This window comes from Nitrosopumilus sp. S6, assembly GCF_054515815.1.
The window spans coordinates 155,276-179,010 of sequence record NZ_JBTNRI010000003.1 but is presented as its reverse complement, the minus strand read 5'-3'; the positions used below and the strand labels follow the sequence as shown (position 1 = coordinate 179,010).

General features: G+C 32.9%; 29 protein-coding genes. 18 read left to right on the top strand and 11 right to left on the bottom strand.

The window, feature by feature from the left end; translation table 11 throughout:
- Window positions 1-88 precede the first annotated feature (88 nt).
- A complete protein-coding gene (locus tag ACX12B_RS03850) occupies window positions 89-1,735 on the top strand; it encodes a Vgb family protein (protein WP_459352726.1) in 1,647 nt (548 codons plus the stop codon).
- Window positions 1,736-1,747: 12 nt separating this feature from the next.
- Here ACX12B_RS03850 and ACX12B_RS03845 read toward each other — a convergent pair whose 3' ends face one another.
- A complete protein-coding gene (locus ACX12B_RS03845) occupies window positions 1,748-2,170 on the bottom strand; it encodes an AsnC family transcriptional regulator (RefSeq protein WP_459352725.1) in 423 nt (140 codons plus the stop codon).
- An 89-nt stretch (window positions 2,171-2,259) separates the two neighbouring features.
- Here ACX12B_RS03845 and ACX12B_RS03840 point away from each other — a divergent pair, with 89 nt between their 5' ends.
- Window positions 2,260-2,400: a YHS domain-containing protein gene (locus tag ACX12B_RS03840; RefSeq protein WP_459352724.1), complete on the top strand. Its 141-nt coding sequence runs from the start codon at window positions 2,260-2,262 to the stop codon at window positions 2,398-2,400.
- Window positions 2,401-2,421: 21 nt separating this feature from the next.
- On the opposite strand, the gene ACX12B_RS03835 is transcribed toward ACX12B_RS03840, so the two are convergent.
- Both ACX12B_RS03835 and ACX12B_RS03830 read right to left on the bottom strand, forming a co-directional pair.
- Complete coding sequence (locus tag ACX12B_RS03835) at window positions 2,422-3,387, bottom strand: WD40/YVTN/BNR-like repeat-containing protein (protein WP_459352723.1); 966 nt, start codon at window positions 3,385-3,387, stop codon at window positions 2,422-2,424.
- Between the two features lie 57 nt (window positions 3,388-3,444).
- Window positions 3,445-4,269, bottom strand: coding sequence for a DsbA family protein (locus tag ACX12B_RS03830; protein ID WP_459352722.1), 825 nt, complete (start codon window positions 4,267-4,269; stop codon window positions 3,445-3,447).
- A 103-nt stretch (window positions 4,270-4,372) separates the two neighbouring features.
- Between ACX12B_RS03830 and ACX12B_RS03825 the strand changes: the two genes are divergently transcribed.
- Both ACX12B_RS03825 and ACX12B_RS03820 read left to right on the top strand, forming a co-directional pair.
- Window positions 4,373-4,873 carry a hypothetical protein gene (locus tag ACX12B_RS03825; protein WP_459352721.1) on the top strand — a complete coding sequence of 167 codons (501 nt, stop codon included), beginning with the start codon at window positions 4,373-4,375 and terminating at the stop codon, window positions 4,871-4,873.
- Window positions 4,863-5,849 carry a Vgb family protein gene (locus ACX12B_RS03820; RefSeq protein ID WP_459352720.1) on the top strand — a complete coding sequence of 329 codons (987 nt, stop codon included), beginning with the start codon at window positions 4,863-4,865 and terminating at the stop codon, window positions 5,847-5,849. The genes ACX12B_RS03825 and ACX12B_RS03820 overlap by 11 nt, the downstream gene beginning before the upstream one ends.
- 41 nt (window positions 5,850-5,890) lie before the next feature.
- Here ACX12B_RS03820 and ACX12B_RS03815 read toward each other — a convergent pair whose 3' ends face one another.
- Entirely contained in the window at window positions 5,891-7,417 is a 1,527-nt protein-coding gene (locus ACX12B_RS03815) for a Vgb family protein (RefSeq protein WP_459352735.1), read from the bottom strand.
- 147 nt (window positions 7,418-7,564) lie between these two features.
- Here ACX12B_RS03815 and ACX12B_RS03810 point away from each other — a divergent pair, with 147 nt between their 5' ends.
- Window positions 7,565-8,302, top strand: coding sequence for a hypothetical protein (locus ACX12B_RS03810; protein ID WP_459352719.1), 738 nt, complete (start codon window positions 7,565-7,567; stop codon window positions 8,300-8,302).
- On the opposite strand, the gene ACX12B_RS03805 is transcribed toward ACX12B_RS03810, so the two are convergent.
- Window positions 8,299-8,682 (bottom strand): hypothetical protein, encoded by a 384-nt coding sequence (locus ACX12B_RS03805; RefSeq protein WP_459352718.1) that lies wholly within the window; start codon window positions 8,680-8,682, stop codon window positions 8,299-8,301. The genes ACX12B_RS03810 and ACX12B_RS03805 overlap by 4 nt on opposite strands.
- Window positions 8,683-8,774: 92 nt before the next feature.
- Here ACX12B_RS03805 and ACX12B_RS03800 point away from each other — a divergent pair, with 92 nt between their 5' ends.
- The 3 genes from ACX12B_RS03800 to ACX12B_RS03790 are packed head-to-tail and all read left to right on the top strand — an operon-like array spanning window position 8,775 to window position 12,053.
- Window positions 8,775-9,812 (top strand): cupredoxin domain-containing protein, encoded by a 1,038-nt coding sequence (locus ACX12B_RS03800; protein ID WP_459352717.1) that lies wholly within the window; start codon window positions 8,775-8,777, stop codon window positions 9,810-9,812.
- Window positions 9,813-9,814: 2 nt separating this feature from the next.
- Window positions 9,815-10,477, top strand: coding sequence for a hypothetical protein (locus ACX12B_RS03795; RefSeq protein ID WP_459352716.1), 663 nt, complete (start codon window positions 9,815-9,817; stop codon window positions 10,475-10,477).
- A gap of 1 nt (window position 10,478) precedes the next feature.
- Window positions 10,479-12,053, top strand: a complete 1,575-nt coding sequence (locus ACX12B_RS03790; protein WP_459352715.1) for a peptidase — start codon at window positions 10,479-10,481, stop codon at window positions 12,051-12,053.
- A gap of 252 nt (window positions 12,054-12,305) precedes the next feature.
- Here ACX12B_RS03790 and ACX12B_RS03785 read toward each other — a convergent pair whose 3' ends face one another.
- The 3 genes from ACX12B_RS03785 to ACX12B_RS03775 are packed head-to-tail and all read right to left on the bottom strand — an operon-like array spanning window position 12,306 to window position 13,399.
- On the bottom strand, window positions 12,306-12,635 hold the full coding sequence (locus ACX12B_RS03785) for a YnfA family protein (RefSeq protein ID WP_459352714.1): 330 nt from the start codon (window positions 12,633-12,635) through the stop codon (window positions 12,306-12,308).
- Window positions 12,623-12,997: a YnfA family protein gene (locus ACX12B_RS03780; protein ID WP_459352713.1), complete on the bottom strand. Its 375-nt coding sequence runs from the start codon at window positions 12,995-12,997 to the stop codon at window positions 12,623-12,625. The genes ACX12B_RS03785 and ACX12B_RS03780 overlap by 13 nt, the downstream gene beginning before the upstream one ends.
- A 27-nt stretch (window positions 12,998-13,024) precedes the next feature.
- Complete coding sequence (locus ACX12B_RS03775; protein ID WP_459352712.1) at window positions 13,025-13,399, bottom strand: winged helix-turn-helix transcriptional regulator; 375 nt, start codon at window positions 13,397-13,399, stop codon at window positions 13,025-13,027.
- Between the two features lie 59 nt (window positions 13,400-13,458).
- On the opposite strand from ACX12B_RS03775, the gene ACX12B_RS03770 reads away from it, so the two are divergent.
- From ACX12B_RS03770 to ACX12B_RS03760, 3 genes are read left to right on the top strand one after another with little or no spacing between them, the layout of a single operon-like run.
- Window positions 13,459-13,959, top strand: coding sequence for a hypothetical protein (locus ACX12B_RS03770; RefSeq protein ID WP_459352711.1), 501 nt, complete (start codon window positions 13,459-13,461; stop codon window positions 13,957-13,959).
- Window positions 13,956-14,426: a cupredoxin domain-containing protein gene (locus tag ACX12B_RS03765; RefSeq protein ID WP_459352710.1), complete on the top strand. Its 471-nt coding sequence runs from the start codon at window positions 13,956-13,958 to the stop codon at window positions 14,424-14,426. The genes ACX12B_RS03770 and ACX12B_RS03765 overlap by 4 nt, the downstream gene beginning before the upstream one ends.
- Window positions 14,416-15,381 carry a WD40/YVTN/BNR-like repeat-containing protein gene (locus ACX12B_RS03760; protein ID WP_459352709.1) on the top strand — a complete coding sequence of 322 codons (966 nt, stop codon included), beginning with the start codon at window positions 14,416-14,418 and terminating at the stop codon, window positions 15,379-15,381. Before ACX12B_RS03765 ends, ACX12B_RS03760 begins: the two co-directional genes overlap by 11 nt.
- Window positions 15,382-15,786: 405 nt before the next feature.
- Here the strand turns inward: ACX12B_RS03760 and ACX12B_RS03755 are convergent, their stop codons facing one another.
- On the bottom strand, window positions 15,787-16,128 hold the full coding sequence (locus tag ACX12B_RS03755) for a winged helix-turn-helix domain-containing protein (RefSeq protein ID WP_459352708.1): 342 nt from the start codon (window positions 16,126-16,128) through the stop codon (window positions 15,787-15,789).
- Window positions 16,129-16,490: 362 nt separating this feature from the next.
- Here ACX12B_RS03755 and ACX12B_RS03750 point away from each other — a divergent pair, with 362 nt between their 5' ends.
- From ACX12B_RS03750 to ACX12B_RS03725, 6 genes are all read left to right on the top strand, one after another.
- The gene (locus ACX12B_RS03750) at window positions 16,491-16,790 is read left to right on the top strand and encodes a hypothetical protein (protein WP_459352707.1); all 300 of its coding nucleotides are present in this window, start codon (window positions 16,491-16,493) and stop codon (window positions 16,788-16,790) included.
- A 278-nt stretch (window positions 16,791-17,068) separates the two neighbouring features.
- Window positions 17,069-18,046, top strand: a complete 978-nt coding sequence (bioB, locus tag ACX12B_RS03745) for a biotin synthase BioB (RefSeq protein ID WP_459352734.1) — start codon at window positions 17,069-17,071, stop codon at window positions 18,044-18,046.
- Window positions 18,021-19,160, top strand: a complete 1,140-nt coding sequence (locus ACX12B_RS03740) for an aminotransferase class I/II-fold pyridoxal phosphate-dependent enzyme (RefSeq protein WP_459352706.1) — start codon at window positions 18,021-18,023, stop codon at window positions 19,158-19,160. Before bioB ends, ACX12B_RS03740 begins: the two co-directional genes overlap by 26 nt.
- Before the next feature lie 201 nt (window positions 19,161-19,361).
- Window positions 19,362-20,096: a cytochrome c biogenesis CcdA family protein gene (locus tag ACX12B_RS03735; protein WP_459352705.1), complete on the top strand. Its 735-nt coding sequence runs from the start codon at window positions 19,362-19,364 to the stop codon at window positions 20,094-20,096.
- Window positions 20,097-20,100: 4 nt separating this feature from the next.
- A complete protein-coding gene (locus ACX12B_RS03730) occupies window positions 20,101-21,201 on the top strand; it encodes a redoxin family protein (RefSeq protein WP_459352704.1) in 1,101 nt (366 codons plus the stop codon).
- A gap of 91 nt (window positions 21,202-21,292) precedes the next feature.
- Window positions 21,293-21,943 carry a Snf7 family protein gene (locus tag ACX12B_RS03725; RefSeq protein ID WP_459352703.1) on the top strand — a complete coding sequence of 217 codons (651 nt, stop codon included), beginning with the start codon at window positions 21,293-21,295 and terminating at the stop codon, window positions 21,941-21,943.
- Here ACX12B_RS03725 and ACX12B_RS03720 read toward each other — a convergent pair.
- The gene (locus ACX12B_RS03720; protein ID WP_459352702.1) at window positions 21,936-22,277 is read right to left on the bottom strand and encodes a hypothetical protein; all 342 of its coding nucleotides are present in this window, start codon (window positions 22,275-22,277) and stop codon (window positions 21,936-21,938) included. The two genes, ACX12B_RS03725 and ACX12B_RS03720, sit on opposite strands and share 8 nt — an antisense overlap.
- A gap of 231 nt (window positions 22,278-22,508) precedes the next feature.
- The gene (locus tag ACX12B_RS03715) at window positions 22,509-22,925 is read right to left on the bottom strand and encodes a DUF371 domain-containing protein (protein WP_459352701.1); all 417 of its coding nucleotides are present in this window, start codon (window positions 22,923-22,925) and stop codon (window positions 22,509-22,511) included.
- Between the two features lie 52 nt (window positions 22,926-22,977).
- Between ACX12B_RS03715 and psmA the strand changes: the two genes are divergently transcribed.
- Window positions 22,978-23,715: an archaeal proteasome endopeptidase complex subunit alpha gene (gene psmA / locus ACX12B_RS03710; RefSeq protein WP_459352700.1), complete on the top strand. Its 738-nt coding sequence runs from the start codon at window positions 22,978-22,980 to the stop codon at window positions 23,713-23,715.
- Window positions 23,716-23,735 lie beyond the last annotated feature (20 nt).

Sequence of the window (23,735 nt, the reverse complement as noted above, 5' to 3'; positions counted from 1 at the left end):
ATATCCAAAAGTCCGAAACTATGATGGTTCTTGGACTGAATGGGGAAACATGATAGGAAACCCTGTGGAAAAATAAATTGAAAACACCATGATCAAATATTGGGGATTTTTTCTAGTATTTGCTATCATTTTTTCATTTTTATCACCAAGTAACGTATTTGCTCAAGAGATTTCATTAGATGAATTTGTAACATATTCCAAACAAAGTAGTTTCATAAAGGAAATCCCATTCCCTGTTAAAGAATTTGGTCTTAGAGGAATCACTATTGACAATAATGAGAATGTATGGATTTATCATGCTACACAAAATACTAGTTTAATTTCTAAATTTGAACCATTAACTGAGGAATTTACAAAATTTGAGATAACAAAACCTACTACTACAAATAATGCAATTGTAAATCTTTCTGGAGGACATATAATTTATGATGAGTTGAGAAATATTATTTGGTTTACCGATGCAAGAACTAATTCTATAGGTAAATTTACAATCAAAAATGAACAAATGGATATGATTTCTGTCCCAACTGAAAACTCTGGACCAATGGGAATAATTTTATCTCCTGATAACTCAAAAATTTGGTTTACCGAATTAAATTCTGATAAATTTGCAAGTTTGGATATAGACACAAATAAAATTCAAGAATTTTCTATTGATGAAAATAGCGGACCAACATTTCTTGCATTCGATGAAAGTGGTTCTTTATGGGTTACACTTTCTTACTCTAATAGTATTTTAAAAGTAGACCTAACAGGTATCGATTCTATTCCAAGTATCACTAAAGTCTCCCTACCCAAACCTGACTTTTTCTCTCCATTTGGGATTGCAATTTTCAAAGATTCTTTAGGCACAGAAAAAATAGTCTTATCTGATCATGGTTCAAGCAGAGTAATAGTTTCTGAACTGAATTCTAATCTGCAAGATTATGTATCTTTGTGGACATCTCCAACCAAATTATACCCTCAAACTTTACCTAGCCAGATAGATGTTGATGAATCAGGGGACATTTATTTTGCACAACATGGAGGAAACAAAATTTCAAAAATTGATAAAACAGGAATAATTACAGAATATGAAGTACCTACAGGACCACTTTCAACCGTCATTTACCTTGATGTGTCAAATGATGGAAAAAAAGTATGGTTCACAGAAGTTTTAGGAAATAAAATTGGATATCTTGATACTACTATACAAATTCCGTTTGATTTAGAAGTAAATACAAACAAAGTTATTTTTACAGAAACCAAACATTCTGAACAAATAACTGCTAAAATCAACAGATTTAATGACGATAGAAATTTTCTTTCATTTGACAACATACATGTTTCATTAGTTGGTATGACTCATTCAGGATTAGATGGAATTTCTTTTACATCTAATCCAGATATAATTAATTTAAATCAAGTAGATAATGCTGAATTAACTTTAGATATTTTTATTGATGATAATATCGAATCAGGAACTTATCATACAATGCTTCAAATTTCTGCATTGGAGACGATTGATGATTCAATGAAAATATCAAAACTTTATCCCTTGACACTAGTTATGGATTTGCCGTCATCAACATTCCCTTCTACTAATGTTGTACAAAATACTGAAGTTGATTCTAGATTTTCAATAACAGGTCTTATAAAAAATGCTGCGATAGTAACAATAGTAATATTACTTGCATTATTTGTGTATGATAGAATCAAAGTTTATAGACAGAAAAATACTCCTGACACCAACTGATATATTCAGTAATTATTTCTGCGAATTCATTAATGCCTTAATTCTTCGCTGATATTTGTCTTGAAAAAGAACCCTGCATGAAGGACAGCAAAAAAATCTCTGAACATTTGCTACTTTTAAGATACTAGGTTTTTCGCTTATTTTTCTATCACAATAATCACATTTTATTTTAACATGTAAACTTGGATTGATTTTCTTAACTGTTTTTTCATATAGTTTTGATTTAGAAGTAATCGTGTTTGAACCAAGCTTTTTCATATCCAAAATGGGAGAAATTGATTTTATTATGCCCATACTAATTAATCGCTCATAACGTATTTGGACCGTTGGAGTACTTACTTTAGTCTCTCTTGAAATCTGTCTAAATGATTTTCTTCCATCTTCAATCAACGCCTCAAGTATTGCGATATCTGTTTCATCTAGAGGGAATGACATGATTTTTTTTAGTCACACCATTATCTAAATGATACATTTTACATTTGTAAACCCCTTCCTTTATTTGAAGAATTGAATTTTGTATTACAATGAAAGTAGATCCTGTTTGTAAAATGGAATTTGAGGAACAAGGGAATGTTATTCTGAAACATGATGGAAATACATATCATTTTTGTTGTCCCTCATGCAAAGCAGTGTTTGAAAAGAATCCCTCCAAATACAGTACTTGAAAGTTTGAATTATCTTTAAGATTATCCAGTTAATGCCAGTTCTGAATTATTAGTACCTTCTAAAATCCATGTAGCTCCACCATCATCTGTTTTGTAAACGCTCATGGCTATTCCACTTGCCACTTGTTGTGCTGCAATAGCATAAATTTCTCCATCACGTCCAGGAGCAAAATTCCAAATTCCACGAGCATCTGTAATTTGTTCCTGTGTCTTTACCATTGTGTTTCCACCATCAATTGATTTTACAATCATGCCGTTTCCATCCAAAGTTGAGAATACATACATTGTTTTTCCATCTGCTGAAAAACCTAATCCTGTGATTACTCCTTTTTCAATATTTGAATTAACTATATTCCATTGCTTTCCTTGATCATTACTTACATAGAGTCCAGATGTTGTACCTGCATACACTCGATTAGGATCTAGTGGATCCGCTGCAAGTGATATGATCTGATTTGGAATGTCAAGAGAACTCCACGATACGCCATTATCAGATGTTACAAAGAGTTCACATCCTCCACCAGGAGAGCCATAAATCAATCCTTTTTGTGCCTGACTTGCAGTCATTGCATGAAAATCAACTGGCATATCTTTTACTTTGGAAATAGTCATCCATGAATTGCCTTTATCTTCACTCATTCTAAATCCTAGATTACCTCCTGATTTTGGATGTCCACTTGAATACATTGTTTCAGTTTCATGATTCATAGAAAATCCCATCAAATCTGCATTGTCATTTCCAACATGTTGCCATCCTGAATCTGTTTTTTCAAACAATCCCTGATGAGTTGCAAGATAAAGAGTATCATCATTGCCAGAAAGAAACATTCCCACACCATGAATGTCGCTCCATGGGCCATGAAGTTTTGATGTCGGAGTGTCAATATTATTTTGTGTAGGCACAGCTAGTACAATTGCTATTATAATTATAACTGGAATTCCAATTAATGTAAGTTTTTTATTTTTTGATGAACGCTTTTTTCTCAATATAGTTCTCCTAATTGTTGTGTATTAAAGAATGATATCTTACATTTGTAAACCTCATTATTGTGCCATCATTCCTTCTAAGATTTCTTCAAAGATTTGATATGGTTTTGCTCCTGAAACTTTGATGAATCCGTTTTCATTGTTTCCTATAAAAAATCCAGGAGTCCCATCAACTCCGTAACTTTGTCCATCTTGAAGATCATTTCTCACTTCATCAAGATGTTTGTTTGATTCCAAACACAAAGAAAATTCTTCAATGTTTAATTCAAGAATAGTGGCATACTGTACAAATTCATTTAGTAAATTTACTCTACCTAGTTTTTCCCATGTACTTTTATTCTCAAAAATCATATCATGGTATGGCCAAAACATTTCTTGGTCATCTGCACATTCTGCAGCCATTGCTGCAGGAACGGCATTAGGATGTATGCTTTGAATTGGAAAATCACGGTAAACAAAATTGACTTTGCCTGTGTTGATGTAGTTTTCTTCAATTAAAGGAAGTGTATTTGCGTAAAATCTGCCACAAAATGGACATTCATAGTCAGAAAATTCTATGATAGTAATTGGCGCATTTGGGTCTCCTTTCATAGGATCATCATCTATTGATACATTGATTGGCGGGGTATTTGGTTGACTGGATGATTGTGGATTACTTTCAATTTTTGATTCTAATTTTGCAATTGCAGCATTAAGATCTGACTGTGTAATTTCATCTGAATTTAAATTTGCAAAGTAAGAGCCTGCAAAAAAAGCAGAAATTGCAATTACAATAGTTATTACAATAATTAATCCTGTAAATGTTGATTTTTTTATCATTACATTATCGTTACTGGCATTCTTATTTCCTTCACTTTTATTTTCTATATTCTCATCTTCCAAAAATTTTCACTATAAAAAATAATTGAAATTTGTATATTTATTCAATATGCTTTACAAATGTAATATACAGTATTGATATATAGAAAAACTATAAGAAAATCAAATGAAAAGTCTTGGAATTGTATTGGCCTCAATTATTGTATTTTCTAGTGGCGCTTTTTTCTTATCAGGATATTCTGAAGAAAGCAATTCTATGATGATGCAAAATGGGATGGGTTCTATGAACATGTGTCAATCCATGATGAATAGCATCCCTCAAGATGTTGTAATTAAAACAATTTCAAGTCAGGTTGTATCAGTTGGTGAAGAATCTACTGTTACTTTATTGGTATTGGATAAAGAAACTGGAAATCCCATGGATGATGCCACTGTAATTTTACACATAGAGAAAGGTGGACCAATGGAAGGAATGGATGATATGAACATGATGGATATGATGGGAAAGATGTTTGAGGCTGAAAACATTGGTTCTGGTAAATATTTGATTAAAGTGAATGTTGATGAGAAAGGATACTATACCATGCATACTCATGGTATTCCTGAAGGTAAATCCATGATGTCCATGATGAATAATCATATGGATATTGGCATAATTGCACGTTAAGTTAATTGTATATGGGATTTCTCTCACTACAATATTTTTCACTACAATATTTTTGATATTATTTGAATTTGAAACTCAAAGTATTTCAAATTCAAACAATCAAAACCAACTAGATTATTCTGATTTTTACATAAAGGAATATTCTCTACCTGATGGAACCTTCCCAAATTCAATAATTTCAAATAAAGAAGGATTTGTATTTGTTACAGGTTCACAAATACATAGTTTATTCAAATTTCATCCAGATCAAGAAACATTCGTTTCTTCCTTTGACATTAAAAATGATATGTCTCAAAATGAATCTGGAAATTTTCCCTTAATGTCTTGGAGTATGATTGAGGATCAAGATGGGATGATTTGGTTTTCACAAATGGGTCCAAACCCTATCTGGATGTTTAATCCTATCACAGAAAAATTTACGTCTTTTTCTGCTAAAGCATCTCCATTTCAATTAAAGGCTGATAATAATGGAAATATTTGGTTTACAACAATTACTGCAAATACTGTAGGTGTAATACAAAAAAGTGTCATAGATGAAGGAGAATACACAATTTCTGAATTTAATTTGATTAATGATAAAATACCGAGTGGAATTTTCTTAGAAAACAATCACATCTGGATTAGTATGATTGGGAACAATCAGTTAGTAAAATTTGAAATTGTGTATGATGATGAAAGTAACATGAATCCTATGATGAGTAGTAACTGGACAATGAATAATCCGCAGATGATGAATAACATGATGGATCAAATGATGAATAATCCACAAGCAATGCAGAACATGCATGATATGATGTTAAACAATCCTTGGCACATGCAAGGAATGATGGGTCAAATGATGGGTCAAATGATGGATCAAATGATGGATGATCCAGAACTACGTCAACAAATGATGAACAACATGATGATGAATCCTCAAATGATGCAAAATATGATGCAAAACCAACAATTCATGCAGAGTTTAAACAATCCTTAGATCTCTAAAACAGTTTATCATCAAGATAATGCTTGAAAAAACTATACAACTTTAATTGTAGCATATGAAGAGATGGCTACATCGTCAAATTGAGTTCCTATAAGAATTTTGTACAATCCTTTATGTGCATCTTTGTCAGCAGTAACAATCATTGGAATTGTGATTGATTCATCAGAAATTACTATATTTTCTGGCTTGATTGTTATTGATTCTGAATTAGTGTTACCTGAAATTTCTATTTCTAATTTTTCATTTGTTTGAGGATTAACTGTTACAAAGATCTCTTTTTGTTCTCCTTGGTTAATCTCAATTTCTTTTTCACCCATAGAAATGGTTAACGGTAATGGAATTGACGTATCCAATACCCCAATGTTGTTTTCAACCCATTCTGTAAACCAAACTTTTTCATTTTGAATAGTAAATCCAAAACTTTGTGACAATCCACAATTATCTATTCCATCACAATCTGCCCAATTGGGATTCTTTGATGGAATATCGTATTCAATTAATGATTCTATTTTTGGGTCAAATACCGATAACCTATTTGCGTTTTGTTCATTAAACCATAGATTTCCCTTAGAATCAAAATCTGTCCAATATGGACGAGTGATAGGCGTCTTGATCAAACCTGTAGAGTTTCCATATGTCCAAACTGGGGCATCAAATGTAACATACTCAATAATTTTCTTATTTTCTGGATTGAATTTATAAAATGAGTTTCCAGCTGTATCTGCTATCCATATGTTCCCTGATGGACCAATAGAAACCCCATTAGGTGCATTAATGCTGGTAGGAAGAATAAATTGTTCAGTCTCTTGTGTGTTGTAATTTGTTTTTACTAATGCTGCTTCTTTTTGATACTTCCATATTACAAACCAAATGTTTTCACCATCATCTGTTACCGCTTGACTTGTAAATAGTTCTTCAGGCACTGAAATTGAAGAATAGGATATTGTATCTTCATGTAGTTTTTCATGATTTAAAATAACAACTTGGTTTCCAGTGAAATCATTTATTATAAAATTGTCATTATATAATTGAATTTTCTGAGGAAATGGTTTTTTTGTTTCTGTAGGAAATTTAAATTCCGAATATGTTTTTTCAGGTATTGAAAATTTCCAAAGAGAACCACTTCCATCATCAGTAAACCAAATTTCATCATCTTGAGTATATTGTATGCCCCACATCATTGTAGTTCCTTTTGCAATTCTCTTTTCATTTTGATATTCTGTAAATTCTTCAGTTATAGGATCAAACATTGCAATATTTCCAGTATTGGATTGAGTAAACCAAATCTTGCCTTCAGAATCCGCAGTTATTGATGACGGTTGAGTACATGGCGTAGGAATTTCAAATTCTTGAATATATTGATTAGATTTTGTGTCTGATCCTCCACAATGTTGGTCTCTTTCATGAGGTTCATACTTGTCTGCAGGAGTTCCAGTAAGTTCGACTATTTCAGTTGTTTCAGAAACAACACCTGCATCTGATTCGTTTAAAACAACCATTACAACTGCTATAGACACCAAAAACACAATTCCTGCTATGATATATGGTGTTTTTTTCACAATTACCAAGTACTATCTAGTAGTTATAACTTCTAATCCTGTTTGATGGTTGTACCAATATGTCTTAACAATGGTAAATTTCAGAATGATTTTTTCACTGATGAGATTTTGCAAATTTATTAAAAACTATCATTTTTAAATTATTTAGTGGACCCTGAAAACGATTACTCTGAGTACCTTCGAGACAATTATTCCAGATTAATTCTAAATTCAGCACGTTCCCCTAAATCTGCAATAGAAATCAGCAAAGATACTAAAATTTCACTTGGAACTGTCTATCGGAGATTAGATATTCTCAAAAAATATGGGTTTTTAAAAATTTCAGGAAAAATTGAGAATGGGAATAAGGTAATGATGTACCATAACAAGCCAAAAAGATACCATGTACTAAATCCACGAATCACATTCTTACTTGAAATCATCAATAAAAATCCAGGATTATCTTTTAGAGATTTGCAAAAATTATCAGGTTATCCTTTTGGAACTCTTTCAAATTCCCTAAATAATTTAGCGAAGGATTCTAAAATCATTACCAAACGTTCAGCTAGGCGTACGAATTATTTTCCACGAGATATTCCCTTTAAAGAATATCCTACATTAATCAATCTGAGAAAAGAGACTTCCAAAAACATTATTCTATTTCTTGTTGAACATCAAAAAGGAACTTTCTCAGAAATTCAGAGTTCAGTAAACAAAGCACCCTCTACAGTATCATTAACCTTGACTAATTTGATTGAAGAAAACATAGTAATTCGAGTAAAAGGTCTAAGACCTCATTTCAAATTAGCTGATGCAAAAATCACTCTTGATGCATTAAATAGAATTGAGCCTAGCGTTGTTGATAAGATGAAAGACAGATTTGCAGACACTTTCTCTTATCTTTAGTCTGTTCTAAAAATTCCTACCATGAAAAATGAAAGCATTACTAGTATCAAACCATGAGTTATCAAATCATGTGTTCCATAAGTGATCTCAAAGAATGGATTTAGCAAGTTTATCAGCGATGTGCTTTCTGCTATTGTGATTGCTAAAAACGCAGAAAATATCATCAATAATCGTGTATTTCTAAATTCCAAGTAAGAAATGAAACCGACTATAGATAAAAACAAACCAAAAATCACACTAGCTACATGAATTGCATAATATTCCCTTTCTTCAAAATTAACTCTGTCAAATCCTAGAGGAGTTGAAATTGCAAGTGCTGCAACTGTTATTGTTACCAGGATTTTTGTCTTTGTTTTCATTGACAGAGTAGGTTTTTGCAATATGTATTTTGGAAACCATTTTGTTTTAAATTATTTGGAACAATGGTAAAACAATATCATCATTAATTAAAGTAAAAAAGTGTTTTTTATTGATGACCGTTCTTGAGAAAGCCCCTAGAACTTTTTCAAGACAAGTCATCTTTGGTGTATTAGCTTCATCCATATTTTTTATCGCTCTTGAAGAATCTTTTGCTGAAGAATATACCATTAGTATTCCCTTTGGTGCATTTAATCCTGAACTAAACACCCCTGCTGAAGTTTGGTATGATCCTCCTGAACTCACAATTATGGTGGGAGATACTATAACATGGACTAATGATGACAGGGAAGGACATACTGTAACTAGTGGAGATGGAGCTGGAAGATTTGATTGGATGGGATCCAAGAACCTAGGTGAATCCGATGGAATTTTTGATAGTGGGAGATTCATGCCTGAAGAGTCATGGTCTTACACATTTGAAGAAGAAGGTACATTCAATTATTTTTGTGTAATTCATCCTTGGATGGAAGGAATCGTATTTGTTGAACCATTTATTCCTGATTATCCACATGATGCTACAGGAAAAAAAGTAGAATTTCCAATTCTGTTAATTACTCCTGATAATTCTGTTGAAATTAATTTTTCTTGGGAGCCCAAAATTATCAAAACACATGAGAAAGTAAATTTCATTTACAGATTTTATGATGCTCAAACTGATCAGCCATTAAGAAAATTGGAATATGATATTGCAATTATTCAAAATGGTGTTGAATTGTATCGTGATAAGAATGCAGTATCTCAAGCAGGTGGGGACTATAGGCAATGGATTTTTGAAGAACCTGGTTCAGTACTAATAAAATTTAGAGATATTAGATCCTTTGGTAAAGTAGCAGAAACTACTATTGATCTTTCTGGCAGTTCAGTAGCTAGACTTGGAGACTTTAGTGCAGTAGTTTATGAAAACATTGAGCAAACCAAAACTGTAGATGAAATTGTACAACCAAGACAGACGGTTCAATTCTATTATGAAATTGCAGTTGCAATAATTGCAGTTCCAGCTATCATGTTGCTTACAGTAGTAATCTATATGAAATACAAGGGACCTAAAACACCAATCAATCAAGGAGGAAGGAAATCAAGTCCTATTTGATCATGGAATTAGAAAAAGAGCAACAAGTAGTTCGATTAGCACTGATTATTTCCATAGTTTCTGGGATAGGATACCTTGGTTTTCTATTCTATGATGCTCCTGACTCATCCAATAATGTGATTTTAGGCACAGAAATTCTATTTTCTGGATTTGGAGAAATCACTTTGTTTAATCCTGAACAGGTGAGTCTGTTTTCTACTAATATCTACCATGATACAAGTTTGGGATACCAAGTCTCTAAACCCAATGGAGATTGGCAAATACACTCTGTATTGGATGAAATAAATTCAGAAGAATTGACATTATTACAAGCAAAAGGATTTCTTGATGGAGTGTATGTGGAACAAAATCATAACAAACAATTCATTATCACAGTTTTTGATATACAAAAAGAAAATTTTTCTTTACATGAATACGTAGATGACATAATTGCACTAACAGAATCTCAAAATGTTGAAATTCCATTTGAGCAGGTTTCATCTGAAGATGATTGGGCAATTTTTGCCATGTCTATGATTGATCAAAGTCAATATGGAGAACAACTGTTTGTTGTAAAAGAGAATAGACTTTACATGTTGCAGTATTCTGGAGACTCTCCACAATCACTCACATCAGAACAGAAACAAGACTTTCAATATATTATGGAGTCCTTTGAGGTGATATAGGTTGAAATCTTTAATTCTGTTTTCAATGATTTTCCTAATCTTTAGTGTTGGTTTTTCAACAACTCCTGTTTTTGGACATGGATTAGGAGGAGAAATGCTTCCTCCAACAACTATTGGTGATAGAGATGCAACACTTTCCATTGATGTGTCCCCTTCAATGTTTGATCCTGATGATCCTGAAAATTTTGTAACTCTGAGATTGTTTGATTCTAACACTGAAGCGATAATTGAACATGTGACCTTTATTTTGGAACTCAAAAAAGACGGAGAACGAATTTTTAGATACATGTTCCATGATGAACTTGGAAATCTAAATTTTCGTGTAATATCTGATAATTCGGATAAAATATTGATAGATGGTATCCAAGAACCGCTTTTGGGAGGCTGGATGAATGAAAATAATGAAACTTTGACTCTCACAGGGCCAATTTTTACTTCTGGTGGGCTCTATGAGTATAAGGTAGAAGTTCTAACCGTTGATTCTGATGATAATGTTTTAGATCAACGAGTAGAGTTAGAAGGTGCAATCAGTCTTGCTGATGTTAAAACTTTTGAGGCTACAGATAGCCAAAATCAACCTCATGATGTTCAAGTAATATCTTATTTTGATACTGTAAGTGACTTTGATTTTGATTCAAACAAAATGGTCTTCTCAATGCCTTTTGATTGGAATCAAGACTTGGAACAACTAAGTGTTATTCATGAAGAAGTACGAGTGCCAAATACCTTTGGTGAGTTTCTATCTACAAAATACAATTCTTATGCTAATGGAGTCTTGTTACCTGATGAAGTTGTAAATATTGATGACTATTCTTTTGATGATAGAACAGTTCACATGACAGTTTATCGTGAACTGATTAAAGAAATCAAGGAAGAAGCAATCAAAACTTCCGACTCAAAAATTGATTTCAAGTTAGAAACTAGTGATAATGTGCAATTTCCATTAGAGTTTGCAACTCCTGATTATAGATTCAAAGTATTTTTGTCTTGGGAACCTGAAATAATTCGTGCAGGAGAAGAGACAACATTTTTTGTAGATTTTGATGAACTGTTTAGTGCAAAGACAAAAAGAGTTACAGAATATGATTTAAGTGTAATTCAAAATGATAAAGAGATTTACAAAAAACATCTAACTGGAAATATCAACTCTGATGCTCCAAATTCTCACAAGATAACATTTGCTCCAGAACATTCAGGAACTGCAAACATTTTCTTTTCAAATATTGATGACAATTCACTTTCACGAGGTAATTTTATCATAGTAATTGATCCTCCATTAGATATTCAGGAATCTAATATTTTACAATCTGAAATTCCATCATGGATAAAGAATAATGCTGAATGGTGGGCGACTGATTCTATTGATGATGATACCTTTGTTCAAGGTATTCAATTTTTGATTAAAGAAAATATTTTACAAGTTCCTGCAACAACAAATCTGGAATCCTCATCTAATGAAATTCCAGCATGGATTAAGAATAATGCAGGTTGGTGGGCAGATGGTTCAATTGATGACAATGCCTTTGTCCAAGGGATTCAGTTTTTAATTAAAAATGGGATTATTGTTGTAAATTGAACCTCTGTAAAGGAATTTGTGAAAGATTTGAAGTAAAGATTAAAGGCCAAAAAATTAGATATGAAAATAATCAAAAACGATGTCCTGTATGCGAGATCTTTATGATATGTCTTGATATAAGATGTCCTTGCTGTAGTTGTATTTTACGTGTAACTCCAAGAGCAAACAAATATCGTAAATCATTTCATGACAGAAAAAAAGAACCTAGACATTGATTGGGATTATTTGAAAAACCAAAATTGGTCTGTCACTCTACCGAGGCCAATAAAACATAATTGCAACTCCAATCAAAACAACTATCGAGCCAATAATCTCAAATCTATCTGGTCTTTTCTTATCAACCCAGTATCCCCAAACTATGGATGATACAACAAAGATTCCACCATAGGTAGCATAGACCTTACCAAAATCTGCAGGCTGTAATGTCATGACAATTCCATACGAAAATAGAATCAGTGCTCCAACAAAACCAAAAATCTTTGTTTTATGATCTTTCAACCATTTCCATACAAGATAGCCTCCACCAATTTCCAATAGTGCTGCAAAGAAAAATATTCCAAGAGTTGATGCTACTTCGACCAAACCTTCTCTCCTTTTCTTGGATAGTAGAAAATTATCAAGACTCCAATTACTGCAATTATTGTTCCAATAATGTCAAAGTTGTCAGGTTGAACACCATCGATTAACCATCCCCAGAACACTGACATTACAATAAAGACTCCTCCATAAGCTGCATAGACTCTGTGAAAGTGAGTTTTCTGAAACGTTGGAACTATTCCATACAAAAATAATACAAAACCCCCAACTGCACCTAATACAAAACCAAAGTCTTCACGCAACCAAAGCCATACTAGGTATCCTCCACCAATCTCACAAAGTCCAGCTAGAAAGAACAACAGAACTGAAGTAAGATAATTCTTTGATTGCTCTCCCATACTTTTCATTCTAAATCAACGATTATTCTTATTTGTTCATACGCCCAAATTCTTTGGTTTATGTTTGCAAGAACATTCTTTGACTACTGCACCCTTTCTCAATGCTGACCATCGAATAAGTGGAATAATAATGTCATACAGTCCTTTACCATCTTTTGTTAGACTATATTCTACTCGTGGAGGTGTCTCCTTGAATGATTCTTTTGAAATTAATTCACTATCTTGCAAACCTTCAAGTGTGTTTACTAGTGATTTTGATGTTATTCCTAAAAGTTCATCTTTTAATTCATTAAATCTGATTTTTCCATGATTCCCAATTTCATAAATTACAAGTAATGCCCATTTTTTTCCAATAATATCAATAGTTCCTTGTAGAGGACAAAATAATGCAACATTTGAACGACGTTTCATTAGTATCTTAGTATATACTTTATACCTTAAATAGTTTCTAAAATATACTAACTCATTACATGAACAAACTAAACATGATTACAATGATTCTAAAACAACGCAGATATGCAATGATTGCATTTCTTGCTAGTTTAGGATTTGGATTAATTCATTACTTTTTGTCAATGTCGTTGCTTCAATCTCACTTTAACGTTGTAGCTGAAGCCATGCCACTGTATCTTGGTGTTTCACTTTCATTGTCAACTGTAATTGCAATACTAGCTGGTGTGAATATTTCATTACTTGTATACAAGATCAAAGGAACAACAGGAATAAATCTGAAAAAATCAAGCGGTTCAACTGTTGCTGGAAGTGCGTTTGCAGTATTTACGCCAGGATGTCCTGCATGTACTACTCCACTTATTGTTGTTCTAGGTGCAGTGGGCGGTCTTGCAGTTTTCCCATTGCAGGGATTGGAGTTAAAAATCATCTCTGTTGTTGCATTGTTATTTTCAATATATTGGATATCTAGGGGATTACAACAGCCAAGCTGTTGCAGTATGAAGGAAAGTAAGAAATGACAACAAAAATAATCATTGTTGGGATTAGTGTAGGATTACTTGTTGTAGGACTTTTAGGAGGTTATGCTATTGCGGAACAAATGTTTAACCCTAAAAATATGATGAATGATCCTAAACTACATCAACAAATGATGAATCAAATGATGAACAATCCAAAAATGCAAGATATGATGGGAATGTCAGGTGATGATAATTCTAAAATGATTCATATGGGAATGAGCAGTTTTATGCCAAATGAATTAAGTGTAGAACCAAATACAACTGTTACTTGGCAAACTCACGACATGGAAACGCATAATGTTGTTGGAATTTTCAAAACGGATTCAGGAAACGAAATCCCCATACTAAGTGGTGATATTGTACACATGGAAAAATGGAGTTATACATTTGAAGAATCAGGCGTTTTTGAGTATATCTGTGGTTATCATGAAAGTGAAGAAATGAAGGGGAGACTAGTTGTCACGTAAATCAAACAAAAAATCATTCATGATTGGTGCCATACTTGTTGTGTCTATAGTTATTGCAATTACTTTGATTGGCTCATCCTTATTTTCAGAGCCTTCTACAAGTATTGATGATTCGGTAGTTGAGGATTCTGTAGTTGATAATACTAGAATAGTTGACTGGCGTCATGTTCATGGACTGGGATTAGATCCTGCTGATCATTCAATTTTGTATATTGCAACGCACGGAGATTTCTATCAGAGCATTAGTGGTGCACCTCCAATCAAAGTTGACAAAGTAAGAGCAGACTATATGGCATTTAATGCACCTCTAGTTTCTGGATTTCCACTGTATGCAAGTGGACACCCAATAACTGGCGGAAATACAGGATTAATCAAAAGCAATGATGGCGGAATTACTTGGGAACATGTTTCTAATGTTATAGAACCCCCAGTAGATTTTCATGCAATGGCAACAAGTAAACAAAATCCAGAAATGTTAATCGGATTTGACAGTGGTGCAAGAGGATTATTCAAGACTGTTGATGGAGGGAAAACTTGGGATACAATAGAACCCCCTGCATTTGAATACATTTCTGCATTGGCAATTTCTCCTAATGATTCAGACTTAATTTTTGCAGGAACTGGAAATGGAATTTACAAATCTAGTGATGGCGGAGAAACTTGGATTCATCTTGATCCATATCGAAAATTGGCTGTGTATGCATTAGCGTTTGATGATGATGGAAAATTATTTTCATCAGTCAAAACTTTTGGCTTAGTGCAGTCAGATGATCTTGGAGATTCATGGGAAAGTCTAATTCATGTTGATCTTACTGTTTCAAGCATTATTGCTGATTCACAAAATGATGAAATCTATGTTGGCGGATATTCATCTGCAGGATTCCAAGAAGTCTACAAAATTTCATATGATACAAGTTCTTATGAAATGATTGGAACCAACAAGGGATTGAGATAATTGGAATCTAAAAAGCAGTTTTGTGGTTATTGCCCTGAAGACAAATGTCTACTTGATTGCAAAATATGTAATCCTAGAAGAGGTAACAGTAGTAATTGTAACTGTTAAACTTCAAAGTTCATCTAACTTCTGTATCCCTTTGTCTTCCTTTTGGCACGTAGATGTGTCCTGCAACATGGACATTGAACTCCATCATATTCAAGATATGTGTCACAAGAAGTGCATCTCTTTACTCCATACCTGTACCTCTGAGTTTCTGAACGAAACCTCTCACAAATTCCTCTACAAGCCATTATGGAACCAAGAGTCCTTTGCATTTGGGGCAAGAATTTTTTAATTTTGTCATTGCATGTATCGTGTAAATTCCTCCACACAGAACACAGATTTTCAGAGATGATAGTTTGCTCATTTTTTTACATTAGGATTTTTACTAAATGAAATCAATGGCTCCAATTTTGTGATGCTGATTTTCACATCTTTGATCATGCTTTGATAAAATACAATTACGTGTCCATTTTCGGCAAAATCAGTTTTTTCAGAAATTAATGAACAATCTTTGAGACTCTGTATTCTTTTGTAAGCTGAACTAAGCGGAATTTTTGTCTCTTTAGAAATATCTTGAGCTCTTTTTGGTTCCTTTATTATTGAAAATAAGATGTGTCTTGACTCTAAATTTGCAAGTTCCTTGAAAATCTTGTGTGAAATATCATATTTTTCCACCATTAACGGTGTTACTTTTTTTGCCATGTGGCAGTTGAACAATTTTCTAGATATAAAAAAACCAGATACTCTAAAAATCTAGAATATCCTTTTGAAATGAAATTTAATTTTATCAAAGAAAGCATTAACACAGTTTATTCGAAGTTATGCCAATAGCAACTTCCATGTGGATGAACCTTAAATTGCGTTAATGCTTTCCTTGGTTCAAAACCTTGTTTGTAAAGGAGTGTCAGGGTAAGAAACATGGTTTGAACATATTTTGTTACAAGATAATTGTAATAAAATAGATGATGATTTTATTTTCCTATTCTAGGCTTTTGAGATAGAAAATTGTATTATCCTATTACAACCAACTCTATCTTTAATTTCTAATTTGCATCTAACATGTCATGTCTGATCAACTAAAACCATGGGTAATAGTTAGCTCGATTGGAGATGATGCTTCAGAACAAGATATTGAAAGGATTAGACCAAATATCATATCTCTAGTTGATAACTGGCAATCCTCAAAAGGAACCATGTGGTCTGGCTCTTTTAACGGTCAACCAAGTGGTATGGCAGTTTTTGAAGCAACAGAACAAGATGCAAAAAAATTCTATCAAGAATATTCTGATGCCTGTGAAAATGTGCTAGTACATCATATGTACCAGTGGGATGCAATGCCTATACTTTCAGTTTTATCAAAATAACTGAAAGATTTTCCTATTTTTTATATCTAAAAATGATTCACGATCATAGTGGCCAATACTCGGTAAACAGTATTTGGCGTGCAAGCCAATTTACATTCAGATTCAATACAATATGTGAAAAAACTCACTTTGAATACGGGTATCAAAAATAACTTTTTTAAATCCAGTGTTAACCCCATACAGTATGGAGGTTAACGTATTTTCAGGCATGAAATAACAATAATGGAAAGTTTTTGACTTCTATTGTTGTTATAAATGGAAAATATATGAGTCAAATTATGAGTACTCTAAAGTTCATCAAAGAGTGTCAAGAGAAAGTATTTTCAGGAAACCACATTACCGCCGAAGATGCTGAAAAATTACTAAACATTCCTGAAGAGTATCTTAAAGATTTAGCAAGATGTGCAAATGAGATAACTCGAGATTTCAATGGAGAAAAGGTTGATGTTGAACAATTAAACAATATTAAAAAAAATGCATGTAGTGAAGATTGTACATTTTGTGGACAGTCTGCATTCTTTGATACAGGTATAGAAACATATCAATTACCATCACCTGAAGAAGTAGTATCAAAAGCTCAAAAAGCAAAAGATGAAGGAGCAGAATCCTATTGTCTAGTAGCTGCATGGCGTCAACCATCAAAAACAGATTTTGAAAAAGTTTGTAAAATTATAACTCAAATAAATGATAAAGTTGGGATTAGCGTTGAGTGTAGTTTAGGATTTCTGACACAAGAACAAGCAAAAAAACTCAAAGAACTCAAAGTTAAAAGATACAATCATAATTTAGAGACTGCAAAATCAAAATTTCCAGAGATATGTACAACTCACACATATGAAGACAGATTAAAGACATTAGGAATTGCAAGAGATGCAGGTTTAGAGTTGTGCACTGGCGGAATTATTGGTTTAGGTGAAACCAGAGCACAGAGATTAGAATTAACATTAGAACTTGCAAGACTATTTCCTGAAGAAGTTACAATAAACATACTAGTTCCAGTTCCAGGAACTCCATTAGAATTACAAACAGATTTACCAAATTCAGAAATTGTACGAATGTTTTCTGTAATCAGATTCCTATTACCTGAATCAGTTATCAAGATCTCAGGAGGTAGAGAAACACAACTAGATGATTCTGGAGAAGAGTTACTACAGAGTGGAGCTAATGGCATAATTACTTCAGGCTACCTCACAATGGGTGGTAATGATGCTCAAAAAGACCGTAAAATGATTGAAAAAATTGGCCTCCAGGCATAAACTTGACTTTGTTGATGCAGAGTTACAAGCAATTAAACAAAACAATCTCTACAGAAAATTACGATACGGTAAAGCCCACGGAGCACACATTACAATCAATGGAAAAAAACTTCTCAATTTGTGCTCAAATGACTACCTAGGAATACCAATAACAAAGATTCAAACAAACCAACTTCAATCAAGTTCAAGACTGGTTTCAGGTAATGATGAATCATACAAAAAATTAGAAAAAGTACTTGCAAAACATAAATCTCAACAAAACAGTTTGATTTATCCCACAGGATACATGGCAAACTTGGGTTCAATTTCTGCAATTGCAAAGAAAGGAGATTTGATTCTCAGTGATGAATTAAATCATGCAAGCATTATTGAATCATGTAAATTAACTGATGCCAAAGTTTCAATCTACAAGCATAATGACATTCAAGATTTGCAAAATAAATCAAAACAAAAAGCCAAAAACAAGTTTATCATAACTGAAGGAATTTTTAGTATGGATGGAGATCTTTCATTATTAAAACAAATTACTGAAATTGCAGATAAAACCAACGCAATAACAATTGTTGATGATGCACATGGAGATTTTGTAATTGGAAAAGATGGAAAAGGAACTCCAAGTTATTTTAATGTTGGAAAAAAAATTGATTTGTATATTAGTAGTCTAAGTAAAGGATTAGGATCATTTGGAGGATATATTGCAGCAAAAAATAATGTAGTTGATTTGTGTATTAACAAATCAAAATCATTTATCTACACATCAGCATTACCATCATTTTTAGTAAAACATTCTCTAAAAAGATTTGAATCAAATAGAGAAAAACAAAAAAAGAAACTTGAAAAAAATACCAAACTATTATCAAAAGGACTCAAAGAGATTGGTTTTGAAATAAACTCAAAGTCTCAGATAATTCCAATCATTGTAGGCAATGAGAAATCAGCGATGGATTTTGGAAAATTCCTGTTTAATAATGGGGTATTTGCACAACCAATCCGATATCCAACTGTTCCTAAAAATCAAGCCAGATTAAGAATTTCAGTTACAGCATGGCTGCAGGACAAAGATATTGCGAGAGTACTTGAAATTTTCCAAAAAGCGTACGTAAAATTCTGTTAATTATCTAGCAGCATCAAAGCCACCAAACATTGGAGAACCAAGCAAAACAGCAGCCACAACAACGATACCCAAAACAATACCTACTATTACAAATCGTTTGTTCATACAAAAATTAGTCACAACCCAGTTAAAAACGGATTGCATTGACAATTGGTAAAAATCTGGAAGAACGCTTTAAAGTAAAAATTACAACTTTAGTATATGACAGAGATAACTCTAGCAGTTGCAGCATTAGCAGGATTAGGTTCATTTGTTGCACCATGTATTTTACCCATGATTCCAGCATTTCTTGCATACATTTCAGGAACAACACTATCAGAATTAAATCAAAAAGATGGAACAAAGACAGTTTCAATAAACAGAACAAACATCATTTTAAACTCAGTATTTTTTGTACTAGGATTTTCAGTAGTATTCTCAACATTAGGAGTAATAATTAACAGTACGCTTTCATCAGCGTCAGGAGAACTAGTAGAAGGGCTTAATCAAGTTGGAGGTATAATCATAGTTGGATTTGGAGTGTTCTTACTCCTTTCAATGAAGATAAACAAATTAAATTTAGAAAAAAAGTTTTTCCCAAAAAGATCAAAAGCAAGTTATCCAATGTCATTTATTTTTGGTTTAGCGTTTGCAGCAGGTTGGACCCCATGTGTTGGACCAATACTGGGAACAATACTTACACTTGCAGCAACAACACCATCTGTTGCATTCAATTTACTGTTAGTGTATTCATTAGGATTAGGAATTCCATTTATCTTAATTGGAGTATTTTATTCTAGAGCAAATAAAATTATTCGTTCAATGAGCAAACATCTAAAATATTACAACATAATATTAGGAGGGTTTATTGTAATTTTGGGAATTCTAGTATACACAAATCAACTAGCATATATTGCCAACTTTCCACTTCTCAATGAATTATTATTCTTAGGTTGATAAAATGAAATCAGAAATCAAAACAGCAATTATTCTAGTAGTCGCAATAGGAATAGGAATTATAGCCATAAGCATGACATTCTCAACACTTGATCAGACTAGCGTTTCAAACATAACAAATAGTGATTCTACAAATATAGACAAATCTGGATTCAAAAAGGCTCCTGACTTGGTAGGAATTGCGCATTATCTGAATACAACTCCTGAAGAGTTATCTCAAGAAATGGAAGGAAATGTAGTCTTGTATGACATTTGGACATATAGTTGCATTAATTGTATCAGAACTCTTCCATACATTACAGCATGGGATGACAAATATGCGGATCAGGGATTGCTAATCATCGGAATTCATTCACCAGAATTTGAATTTGAAAAAGTTCCTGAAAATGTAAAAATGTCAATTGAAAAACATGGAATCAATTATCCTGTTGTCATGGACAATGAAATGGAAACATGGAAAGCATTTGAAAATAGATACTGGCCAAGAAAATACATTGCAGATCATGAAGGATACATAAGATATGATCATATAGGTGAAGGCGGATATCAAGAAACTGAAAAAATTATTCAACAGTTAATTAAAGAAAGATCAGACGCATTAGGAATTCAAATGGTATCTGCTTCCTCATTAGTTGATATCAAAGAATTTGAACATACTTTGTTTAGAACTCCTGAATTATACTTTGGATATTACTTTGCACAAAACAGAAATCAGTTAGGTAGTGATGAAGGATTCCAACCCGACAAAACAGTAATGTATGAAGAATCAGACAAAATAGAATTACACAAATTCTATCCAGTTGGAACATGGAAAAATCATGAAGACAGTATGGAATTGGTTTCAGAGAATGGAGAGATAAAATTACTATACAATGCAAAAGAAGTAAATATTGTTACGGCAAATAATGCGGAACTAGAAATTTATCTTGATGGAGAACCATTACCAGAACAATATTCTGGAAAAGACATCATATCAGGACACATACTAAGCGTTTCAGAACCAGGATTATACAATATCATCAATAGTGAAGATAGTGCATCACATGTATTAGAGATAAAAATCAAGGGCAAAGGATTCCAGATATTCACATTTACCTTTGGATAGTGTAACCCTATCTATCTGTCACTCCAGTTACATAATCTATGGTGACAAATCTCTTTAAAACAAAAATTTTGACCAATATCGAGAATTAAATATGCTAAGTAACTCTTGGAACAAAACACAGGGAGAAAGCATTTCCCAAAAAGTTATGGGAAAAGTAAAGCCAGATGAACCACTAAAAAATAAAATTGACTTTGCACAGAAAAAATTACAATTTCAAATCTCAAAATTAGAAGGAATTAATGAAAAATTACGAGTAAAACATGATCAAATTTTTGAAAAAATAGTTCACGCTCATAAAAATAACAAAAATGCCTATGCGCAAGCATATGCAAATGAATTAGCACAAGTTAGAAAGATGAAAAATATGGTCAGTGGCGCCAAACTTTCAATGGAACAAGTCAAACTTAGACTAGATACAGTATCAGAACTAGGAGATGTAGTAGTCACACTCAGTCCATGTATGTCAATCATCAAAGGATTAGCACCATCACTGAACGGAATCATGCCAGAGGCAAATGCATCAATGCAAGACTTGTCATCCATACTTGGAGATGTAATGTCTGGCTCATCAGTGGAGTTGGGAGATACAATGAGTGTAGGTGCAGAAACCAATGCAGACACACTAGCAATATTAGAAGAAGCACAAGGTGTCATTGCAGGTCAAACAAAAGCAACAATTCCAGATGTACCAGATTCTCTCAAACAACAAATTGTTGAGAGAAAATCAGATATTTTCATTTAGATTTCTTTTTACTTTTTTGAATCAAAATTTTCTTTATTCTAGAAATTGTAGGATAACTGTATCCTCGTCTTCTATAGTTGGCAATCATCATCTTCCAATTTTTTAATCGCCATTGAGCTTGTTCAGTGGTAACAGAATGAACTTCTTTTTGAATAATGCTTTTTCGTCCAACCTTCAAAGTCCCTGCATCTTTTGCAGACCATCTATTTTTAGCAAATTTTAGCCCAGTAAGAATTTCATCAACAGGCATTTCTTTGAAATAATCTTTGAGTTTTTTGAGTTCTACATCTGTAGGTTTTTTAGAAATTGGCAACTCAATTGTTGGTTTTACCATAAAACATCTAATGATTCATGTCTTAAGAAAATCATGATAAATCAGAATTAACTAAAGATGGAAATTATTGAGTCAACAAGGTAATGGAACAAGAGCATTTTTACACAATGTTAGATACATTCCTGCACCAAGAATTATTGCAGCAAATGCTGCCAAGGGGACTAAAATGAACAAATTAGTTTTCATTCCCATGAACAAAATCAAATTAATGACTATAAAATTGTCACAGTTCTAATCAATTGTAATAGTAAAGATACCTTTGGTTTTTGGATCTTGTAGCAATCGGACCATTTCTCTAGGTAACAAATCAGATGCCTTGTCACATTTTACAGCTAAAGTTCTAGGACATACAAAATCACTTTTTCTAATTACAATATCTTCAGTATGTGTAAGGATTAGATCAGGGTGACCTTTCCCTTCTACAGTGAAATTGTAATCTCCAACATCAATAGAAAAGGTAATGTTTGAATCAGAATTTTTCAATTTGTCTTTTAGATCTTGTGGTAAATCAGCACAAGCATGATTTGCATTTACACCAACAATACAATCCCCCTGAGGCGTCAAATAGGACTCTTTTGTAATCTCTATAGTTTTTTGATGGTTTGATCTAATATTTTCATGTCCTGAAAATTCAATTCTGAATCTCACGGCAAATTAGATAGGCTAGACTTAAATTAAACTTTCAGAGCATTGGAATCAAATGCTTCCTGCACAACAAGGTTATGACAGAGCAATCACAGTGTTCTCGCCAGACGGCAGATTATACCAAGTCGAATATGCAATTGAGACGGTAAGAAGAGGAACAATTGCCGTAGGTGTAAAATGTAAAGATGGCATCGTAATTGCAGTAGAAGAAAAACCAAGAAAATTACAAATTTCTAACACTGCCCAAAAGATTTTCCAAATTGATGATCATGTTGGTGTTGCCGCAGCAGGATACATACCAGATGCAAGAAGTCAAGTGGACAATGCAAGATTCTTTTCTCAAAGTAACAAAATGATTTATGATGAACCAGTAGAAGTTGAAACAATTGCTAAACATTTAGCTGATCAATCTCAACAATATACACAATATGCAGGTGTAAGACCATTTGGTGTTGCATTAATTCTTGGAGGAGTTGTTGCTGGAAAACCACAATTGTATTTGACTGATCCTAGTGGAACATACATCTCATATGATGCAATTGCAATTGGTTCAGGTTCTGATCAAGTAACTGACTTTTTGGAAAAAACATACAAAAATGATCTTTCATTAGATGATGCATCTGCATTAGCTTCTGCAGGAATTTATCTATCAAGTGAAGACAAAGAAGGAACTAGTCATATCAGAATGGCACATATCAAAACAGATACTGGTTTGTATGAAATAGTTTCAGATGAGCAGGTTGCAAATTATGCAAAAACTGCTAAAGAAAAATATCCACACGACAAAAATTAATTATTTTATCTGTTTGTGAG